Genomic DNA, 8,413 nt, shown 5'->3' with positions numbered 1-8,413 from the left:
ATTATTGATGGGAGCACATTTTACATTACAGAGCGTCATTGCCAGGCAACTTAGTCGCCGTGGCGATCTCAGATCCCTTCGCTACGCTCGAGACAGGGATTGCTTCGCTTCGCTCGCAATGACAAAGAGAGAACCTGCAATGACAGCCCTAAAATTGCCATCTGTTTTATGCTCTAAAATTAATAATGAGAACTCTCAAGCTGCTATTTATTTAACAAAGTTTTCATTTTCTCAGTAGCTTCTTTGATATCTGGAGCCCCCATAATAGCTGAGACCACGGCTATGCCGTGAACTCCTGTTTTTAAAACCTCAAGGACATTCTCGTGGTTTATTCCTCCAATGGCCACCACAGGAATTTTTACCGAAGCTACTATTTCTCTTAAACCTTCAAGCCCCAGAACGCTGGCTTCACTTTTGGTATCCGTAGGGAAAACAGCACCAGCCCCTAAATAGTCTGCTCCTTCAGCTTCGGCCTTAAGGGCCTCCTCAAGGCTATAAACTGAAGCCCCGATAATAAGACTGGGCGCAAGTTTTTTGGCTACACTCACTGGCAAGTCGTCTGGTCCTAATTGAATACCGTCAGCCTGAACGGCAAGGGCTATATCTAAATGGTCATTCACGAAAAAAAGCGCCCCGTATTCTTGGGTTAGCTTTCTAAGCTTTTCAGCCACTTCCAGGACTTCTCTGGTGGGAACATTTTTAAGCCTTAACTGAATAGCGGTAGCCCCACCATCAAGGGCCGCTTTTACCGCTTCTACTTCTGGAGCTAGCTTTCTCTCGGTAAGGACATAAAGCCTTAACTTGTCTCTAAAAGACAAGGGCTTTTACCTCCATCTTTTCTTTTAATAAATCTGAGTCTATGCGGTAAAGCCAATCGTAGAGACGTACATGAAAACTTCCAGGGTACGGAGCGTCTTCGTAAGCCTTTTCCGCCGCTACCCCCAAAACGGTCAGAGCACTTACCGCGGCTGATAAAGGCTCAGCTACCGCACAAAAAGCACCAATAAGAGCCGTGGCCATACAACCAGTGCCAGTTACCCGCCCAAGGAGAGACACTCCATTTTTTATAGCGTAAAGTTCTTTGCCATCACTTATAAAATCCGTAGCCCCGGTAACAGCTACCACTAAATTAAAACGCTTGGTGGCTTCAACCGCTACCATCTGCGCCAGGTCTTCTTTATAATCAGCGGTATCTACGCCGCGAGTCTTTCCTCCTTCGCCTAAAAGGGCTGCTATCTCACCTAAGTTGCCGCGCAGAACGGTTATATCTCCGGCCTCAAGGAGCCTTAAAGCCACCTGGGTCCTAAGCCTGGTGGCTCCCGCTCCCACAGGGTCAAGAACTATTGGCTTTTCCATGGCAGAGGCAATTTTTACAGCCTTCTCCATGGATTTTATCCAGTGGCTATTAAGCGTGCCAATGTTTACAACCAGCGCATTGGCTAACTTCAACATGTCTTCAAGTTCCTCTTCGGCATGGGCCATTACCGGAGAAGCCCCTATGGCCAGCAGGGCATTGGCCGTGACGTTCATCACTACTAAGTTGGTAATATTGTGAACAAGTGGCTTCTTACTTCTTAAGTCGCTTAAATATTTAGGGATAAGGTCTAACATGATCTCTCCTCAAGTTTGATTATTAAGTTTAACTCTTCTAGCACTTTGATTGTTCCTCTAGGCACCAGGGTTTTCCATTTTTCGTCGCCTGTTTTTATAAGTTCTCTTACTCTTGTAGCTGTTATCCCCTTCTCTTCAATGGGTTTTTCCCAGAGCACTTCTACTTTAAGGCCCCTTTGGCGAAAAAGCTCAAACTTTTTACGCCCCCAGTCATCATAGATGGTCAAATAAAAAACTGCCTCAAGTGGAACATAATACTCCCAGAGCTCCGGGAAATTTATGGGGAAAGGTACTACAGAAAAGCTATCCGGCCTAAATCCCTCTTCTAAAAGACTTGTCTTTACCATGAGGTGCCTTTCAAAATAAGTAAGGGGGTTAGCCTCTTTTGAACTGCGTTTGGGGTCAGCCGGGTCAAACTTAGTTCTTTCAGGATCAGGATTGGTTATGCCTACCACCAGATGTTGACACCTCTCAGCCGCCGCTTTTACGTATTTGAGGTGATCCAGATGAAAAATTTGAAATCTTCCGTGAACTACACCGAATATAGGTTTCATAGTTACACTTTAAAGGCTTTTGTCTTTTCAGAAAAGTAAGGCCTTGGTACTTTACCATAACGAAGGCCACTTAAGATAGCCATTTCCAAAAAATTAAGCACCAGATACATAAAATCCTGAGCCTTAATTCGGCCTAAGGCTCCACTGGCACAGGCTATTTCGGAAAACTCCTTTACTCCATCCTGCCACACTCCCTTTCCATAAAAGATTAGAGGGACAGGCTCTCCACCATGTATTAACGGACCACTTGATGGTGTGGCATGGTCTGAAGTAACCACTAGGAGATTTTCTGGAGAGGTAAGCCAACTTAAATTTTCTCCAATAACCTGGTCAAAAACTTCTATGACCTTCTTTTTAAGAAAAGGGTCTTTTTTATGAGCGGCTTCGTCAGGCCCTTTATGATGGACGTGGATAAAAGAAAACTCTTGAGAAAGAGTTTGCGCTATTCTTAAACGCTCGGAAAACTCCCGGGCAACATCTCCTGCTTCTTCGGCCTTTTCTACTTCAAAATCCAGGTACTTGCCTATGCCCCAGTAAATAACTCCAGAAGAAATAGTCAAAGGCCTAAGCCCCCACCGCTTTGCAAACGGCTCTACCTTTTGCATCTTCCCAGGCCGATGGATAGCCAAAAAATTTAAAGGGAAAAGCCCCCTTTCCCGCCGTCTTTTATTTACAGGATGCCTTTCAAGGACTTGCCAAACTTCAATAAGATACTGTTTTAATGCTTGAACAGTTTTTAAAGTAGTTTTATCAAAAGAAAGAGGTTCTAACTCAAAAACCGGGGCTTTTGACTTTAAAGGATCAGTATCAGAAAAAGAAGCCGAAACTTCACCCTTTAACACCAGCACCCCTCTCACACCAGAAATAGGCTTAAAAGTTATTGTTAGTTCTTGGGTAGAAAACTGGGGAAGGGCTGAAAAAATAGCCTCTTTTTCTTCAGGCGTGACTTTAAATCTGTCCTCTACAATGTAAAGCCCTCCATCTTTGACTTCTACACTTACCAGGCGAGCAAGAACCGCTACCTCGCCAGGCTCAAGCTCTATACCTGCCCCCAGGGCTTCCAAAGGGCCTCGACCAGGAAATTCGTTTTCATAGCCAAAAAGGGCGAAATGAGCCATTTCACTTGGCAAAGGAATCCCTGGACGAGCAGCGTGCATAAACCCACAAAGGCCCTTTTGGGCGAGATAATCAAGATTGGGAGTCTTTGCGGCTTGAAGGGGAGTTTTGTTATCCAGAGCGGGTTGAGCCCTATCTGCTAAACCGTCTAACAATAAAAGAATACAGCGGCGTAAAGGCATAAGTTATAAAACTTGAAAAACTTGAAAAAAGTTTAATATTGCTAACTTTTGAAAAAACTCTGCAAAGCTCTCTAATAAACCGTTCAGTTGTCCTGAGACTGCATCGCTTATCCTGAGCGGAATAAAGCATTTCCTAGCAGTGACACCAAGGCCAGCTCATTGCAGGCCTTGTCAGAGGCCGAAGCAATTTCAACCCGGCAATCTCAGAGACTGCTTCGCTTCGCTCGCAGTGACGAAAAAAGGGTGTCATTGTGAACCTTCTCTTTACTCGTCATTACGAAGGGCGAAGCCCCCAAGCAGTCTCTCCCTTAAAGGTACAAATTAGTTTTATTTACACACCTGAGGGCTTTCTTTACATAGAGTATCCAAGGCACCCTGAGCACGACTTGCTCCCAATTTTAGCGCCTTTTTATAATATTGATATGCCTTACTTTTGTCCTGGTTGACACCGTCACCACGAGAATACATTACACCAAGGTTATAGCATCCTGATGCATATCCGCCATTACAGGCTTTTTCAAAAAATTGGAGTGCTTTTGATAAATCTTTACTTACATTTTGACCAGTGTAATACATTGAGCCTATACTAAAACAGGCTAGCATAGACCCATGATCACAAGCTTTTTTGTAAAATTGGATTGCTTTTGTTAAATCTTGTTTAACAGCGGAACCGCTTTCATACAAAGTGCCTAGATGGTAACATGCTTTTGCATATTCCCCTTCACAGGCTTTATTGAAAAATTTCACCGCTTCTGTGTGATTTTGGAGAAAACTGTACATAATACCTAGGTGATAACACCCCTTAGCCACTCCACCATTACAGGCCTTTTGGAAAAATTGAAAGGCCTTTTCTAAGTTTTGCTTGACTCCTTTTCCTTTCTTATACATCTCACCGAGGTGGTAGCATCCTAATGCATGTCCATTATCGCAGGCCTTTTGATAAAGTTTAGCTGCCTCTGTAAAATTACCAGCCTTGTAAGCCTTTAGAGCTTGCTCAAAATCTGAATTAGCAAAACTATTAGCTGCAATTGTCATTACAAATAGCATATACACAAAAATTTTCATAAAAGTTTCCCCTTTATGTTTTTATTAAGCCAGGCAATCATATAGATAAAAATTTGTCAAATAAAAAGAAAGGTATCTATTCAGAAGCTTTTGCAGAATTCTAAACTTCGGTTTCGTTATTATTGCAAGGAAGGCCGTAGGCCATGAAGTAACGAGGGGCCCCGCAGGACCGACAATTAATCCTTGTCCTGAGTACTAGCGAAGGAATCAGAGATTGTTTGGGCTGAGATTGCTTCACCCCTGAGGGGCTCGCAGTGAGAACTTCCTTTATCACTACAAGAAGCGGAGAGACGAAACAATCCAGAAGATGTGGCTGATTTAAATATAAGCTCAAGGTTATAAACAAAAATGGCGGAAGCGCATGGGAATCGAACCCACCCACCGCCGTCTCCGACGGTGCACCGGGTTTGAAGCCCGGGGGGGCCACCAGGCCCCTGGCGCTTCCACTGGCGGCCGCTGGGCACCCCTGCGGCACCCGGAGAGCCCTGCTACCGTTGCTCCCTTCCGGGCCTGGCGGGGTTCACAGGGATCCGTCGCGCAGGACCCAGCAGCCATATATTTGTTGGGATTTGAGTCTAAATAAAATGGCGGAGGGGGTGGGATTCGAACCCACGGTGCGGGGTTTAGCCCGCACACACGATTTCCAGTCGTGCCCCTTCGGCCGCTCGGGCACCCCTCCGCAAGTAAGCTTATAAATTACCTAAATATTTCCTTTTCTGCAATAGCCTTTAAACCACAGGCAAGTAACATTTAAAATTCCCATTATCTGGCGGAGGGGGAGGGATTCGAACCCCCGGAGGGCCGAAAGACCCTCAGCGGCTTTCGAGGCCGCCCCCTTCGACCACTCGGGCACCCCTCCGCTTCTTCTCAAAAAAACTTTTTAAAAGAGCTAAAGCTTCATCAGCTAAAACCCCGCCCAAAACTTCCAGGCGGTGATTTAATCTTTCATCATTAACTATATTATATACCGAACCACAAGCTCCAGCTTTAGGGTCAAAGGCCCCAAAAACCAGTCGTCTTACCCTAGCATATACTAAAGCCCCTGCACACATTGGGCAAGGCTCAAGGGTTACATAAAGTGTAGTTCCTAAAAGACGGTAGTTACCAACTCTTTTGGCTGCCTGGCGTAATGCCAAAATTTCCGCATGGGCCGTAGGGTCGCAAAGGGAAATGGGCTTGTTGTGGGCTTTGGCCAACACTTCTCCTGCCTCAGATACCAAAACTGCTCCCACCGGCACTTCTTCGGCTTCTGCCGCTAAAATAGCCTCTTCCAGGGCCATTTTCATAAATTTAGTGTCAGCGGAAAAGGCCATTGATCCCCTTTCCTACCAAAACACTTAACCCTGTAATTAAAGGAAGACCTTCCGCTGAAACCTCAAGCTCCAAATTGCGGCCAAGAAGGGCCTTTTCGTATTGATTTAAAACCCAGAAAGAATAAAAAGGCACAACCAGTAAAGATAGAAAATGTTTAGGATATCCACCCCACAAAAAACCACCCAGGATAGAAAGCCCGATAAAGATCCAGCAAAACTTTAGACACAGAAAAGTTTTTTCAACCCCCAGAAAAACAGGAAGAGTCTCTTTACCTACAAAACCATCCCCTTGAAACTCAAGTATTTCCAGAAGAACTGCCCGCAAAAAAGCCACCAAAAGCACCAGATAACCAAACCACATGAGAGAACTCTTATAACCGTAAGCCAAAATAATAGGCCAGATTATTGTTATCCACCAACCAAAGGCAATAAAAAGACTTCTTACCCCAGGAATACGCTGAACAGGCGACAAAGCATTTTTTCTTCCCAAAAACGGAAGACTATAAAGCAGGCTTCCCATAGTCATAAAAGAGGTCATCACGAAAACCGTCTTATCAACGAGCCAGGCAATAATTAAGGAAAGCATGAAGCCCAAAAATGTCAAACCAATAAAAAGAAAGCGGTTTTTCCCTAAAAACGTGGCGCGAGCCGGGTCATTGAGATAAAGAGATTTTAAGTCCACCAGGCGGTTAACCGTGTGAGCGCTAAAAAGAAAAGCCGTAGCTAAAACCGCCAAACGAAGATCAAAGGGCCTGCCATTTATAAAAAGAGCGGCAAGGCTCAATAGAAAGACCCCCAAGCAAAGGGCGAGGTTACTTTCGCAGAGAAAGCGCAAAAACTTTCGCCCCCATCTCAAAAAAGAAGATTCATAGGGAGAAGGAATTTCTTCAAGGGTACGAATTACCTGGTTAATGACCCAATTAGGGGTGGAGGCTCCAGCGGTAACCCCTACCTGGCGATATTTTTTCAAGGCTTCCCGGTCAAGCTCCTCAGCGGTTTCCACTAAAAATACGTCTTTCCCCTCTTCCCGGGCAATCATGGCAAGCCTTTTGGTGTTGGCGCTGTGCTTGCCACCTACCACTACAATCGCGTCACACAATTTACAGAGGCGCCTTACCTCTTGCTGGCGATTATGGGTGGCGTTACAGATAGTGTTATAAACTTTTCCGCCAGGGTAACGGGAAAGAAGCTCCTCTACCATTAACTTAAAAAATTCTTCATCCTGAGTAGTCTGAGAAAGGATTACGTACTTATCAAGCGAAGGAAGATGCTCTAAGTCTTTAAAGCTACTAACCACTAGGCCCTTTTCCCCGGCATAACCCAGAATGCCTTTTACTTCGGCATGATCAGGGTCTCCCACTACTACCACCCAGTAGCCTTCACGGCTAAAGCGTCTCGCCAGAGCCTGAACTCTTGAGACCCTAGGACAAGTGCCATCAATGATTTTAAAGCCAACTTTTTTAAGACGTTCTTTATCTTCAGGGGGAACACCATGGGCCCGAATAATTATAGTGCCCTTAGCTTTCTCCGGAATTTCTTTAATAGGCCTTATCTCTAACATCTCAAGAAGTTTTAAAGCCTGGTCATTATGAATAAGGGGGCCATAGGTATAAACTGGCTTTTCAGCCTCGTAGGAGGCTTTTATAGCCAGTTGCACGGCCCGGCGCACTCCCATGCAAAACCCGGCCTTTCGTGCCATTATCACTTTCATAAAGTCTTTATCACCTCTTGAACAATGTTTTCAAGGAGTCCTTCTTCAGCAAAACTGAAATATCCTTCTTTGGCAACTATTAGATGATCAAGAAGCCTTAAGTTAAGTAGAGCCGATGCCAGATAAAGGCGCTTTGTGAGCTGAATATCCGCGCCCGATGGCTTGGGATTACCAGAAGGATGATTGTGGGCAATAACCAGGGCACTGGCATGGTGGTAAAGAGCTCGCTCTATTACCTCCCGGGCATAAACCACACTTTCATTCACCGTGCCGTGAAAAAGGTCTTCCACCGCTAAAATCTGATTCCTGGCGTCAAGGTAAATAGCTTTAAAAACTTCCTTTTTCAGGTCTATCATGCTGTGGGCCAGGTACTCGTAAACCTCTTTAGCTGAGTGTAGATAAGGCCGCCTTTTAAGACGCCTTTCAAGAAACCTCCTGGCCACGGCGTGGACAAATTTAATAGCCAGCATATTTTTAGGGCCAATACCAGGTATTTTTAAAAGCTCTTCTTTGGGGGCTTCAAGCACTGAAGCCAGGTCTCCAAAGTGTTTTAGGGCTTTTCTGGCAGCAGGCTTACAATCTTTTCTCGGAGTACCAAAAATGAGTAAAAGCTCAAGGACTTCTTCGTCAGTAAAGGCCTCAAGGCCATATTCTAAAAACTTTCGCCTTAAACGTTCACGGTGCCCTTTTACCCTTTCTTTAAAATCTTCTTTCATAGCCCTCTTTTCGGCCAAAATTTATGTAAGATATAACCTGACTCGGAAATTGGCCTCCCACTAATTTTTCCCACCAATTTTGCCTTCGTTGTAGATTAGGTGTAGGGACGACCTGAAGGTCGCTTATTATAGGAAAACCATATCC

The 8,413-nt window shown here is 44.9% G+C and carries 8 protein-coding genes, 3 tRNA genes and 1 other RNA gene; all 12 read right to left on the bottom strand.

The features are described 5' to 3' along the window. Positions 1-203: 203 nt before the first annotated feature. The gene (thiE, locus tag TH606_RS10530; protein WP_068543815.1) at positions 204-818 is read right to left on the bottom strand and encodes a thiamine phosphate synthase; all 615 of its coding nucleotides are present in this window, start codon (positions 816-818) and stop codon (positions 204-206) included. Continuing rightward, complete coding sequence (gene thiM / locus TH606_RS10525) at positions 808-1,611, bottom strand: hydroxyethylthiazole kinase (RefSeq protein ID WP_068543810.1); 804 nt, start codon at positions 1,609-1,611, stop codon at positions 808-810. Before thiM ends, thiE begins: the two co-directional genes overlap by 11 nt. Next, complete coding sequence (locus TH606_RS10520; RefSeq protein WP_068543807.1) at positions 1,605-2,165, bottom strand: nucleotidyl transferase family protein; 561 nt, start codon at positions 2,163-2,165, stop codon at positions 1,605-1,607. The genes thiM and TH606_RS10520 overlap by 7 nt, the downstream gene beginning before the upstream one ends. A 2-nt stretch (positions 2,166-2,167) precedes the next feature. Then, positions 2,168-3,463 (bottom strand): alkaline phosphatase family protein, encoded by a 1,296-nt coding sequence (locus tag TH606_RS10515; protein WP_068543805.1) that lies wholly within the window; start codon positions 3,461-3,463, stop codon positions 2,168-2,170. A gap of 327 nt (positions 3,464-3,790) precedes the next feature. Further along, positions 3,791-4,528 (bottom strand): tetratricopeptide repeat protein, encoded by a 738-nt coding sequence (locus TH606_RS10510; protein WP_082863629.1) that lies wholly within the window; start codon positions 4,526-4,528, stop codon positions 3,791-3,793. A gap of 349 nt (positions 4,529-4,877) precedes the next feature. Continuing rightward, positions 4,878-4,973, bottom strand: a tRNA-Sec gene (locus TH606_RS10505). A gap of 6 nt (positions 4,974-4,979) precedes the next feature. Further along, positions 4,980-5,078, bottom strand: an RNA gene (ffs, locus tag TH606_RS10500) — signal recognition particle sRNA small type. A gap of 35 nt (positions 5,079-5,113) precedes the next feature. After that, positions 5,114-5,207 (bottom strand) — tRNA-Ser (locus tag TH606_RS10495). Between the two features lie 88 nt (positions 5,208-5,295). Then, positions 5,296-5,387 (bottom strand) — tRNA-Ser (locus TH606_RS10490). Next, on the bottom strand, positions 5,341-5,814 hold the full coding sequence (gene tadA, locus TH606_RS10485; protein WP_197460568.1) for a tRNA adenosine(34) deaminase TadA: 474 nt from the start codon (positions 5,812-5,814) through the stop codon (positions 5,341-5,343). Before tadA ends, TH606_RS10490 begins: the two co-directional genes overlap by 47 nt. Positions 5,815-5,824: 10 nt before the next feature. Then, the gene (gene ispH / locus TH606_RS10480) at positions 5,825-7,552 is read right to left on the bottom strand and encodes a 4-hydroxy-3-methylbut-2-enyl diphosphate reductase (protein ID WP_068543803.1); all 1,728 of its coding nucleotides are present in this window, start codon (positions 7,550-7,552) and stop codon (positions 5,825-5,827) included. Then, positions 7,549-8,268, bottom strand: a complete 720-nt coding sequence (gene radC / locus TH606_RS10475) for a RadC family protein (RefSeq protein ID WP_068543800.1) — start codon at positions 8,266-8,268, stop codon at positions 7,549-7,551. The genes ispH and radC overlap by 4 nt, the downstream gene beginning before the upstream one ends. Between the last annotated feature and the right edge of the window lie 145 nt (positions 8,269-8,413).

The sequence above is a fragment of the Thermodesulfatator autotrophicus genome, assembly GCF_001642325.1.
GTDB lineage: Bacteria > Desulfobacterota > Thermodesulfobacteria > Thermodesulfobacteriales > Thermodesulfatatoraceae > Thermodesulfatator > Thermodesulfatator autotrophicus.
Note: the sequence above shows the minus strand (reverse complement) of the source record. Positions and strands in the feature narration are given on the sequence as shown.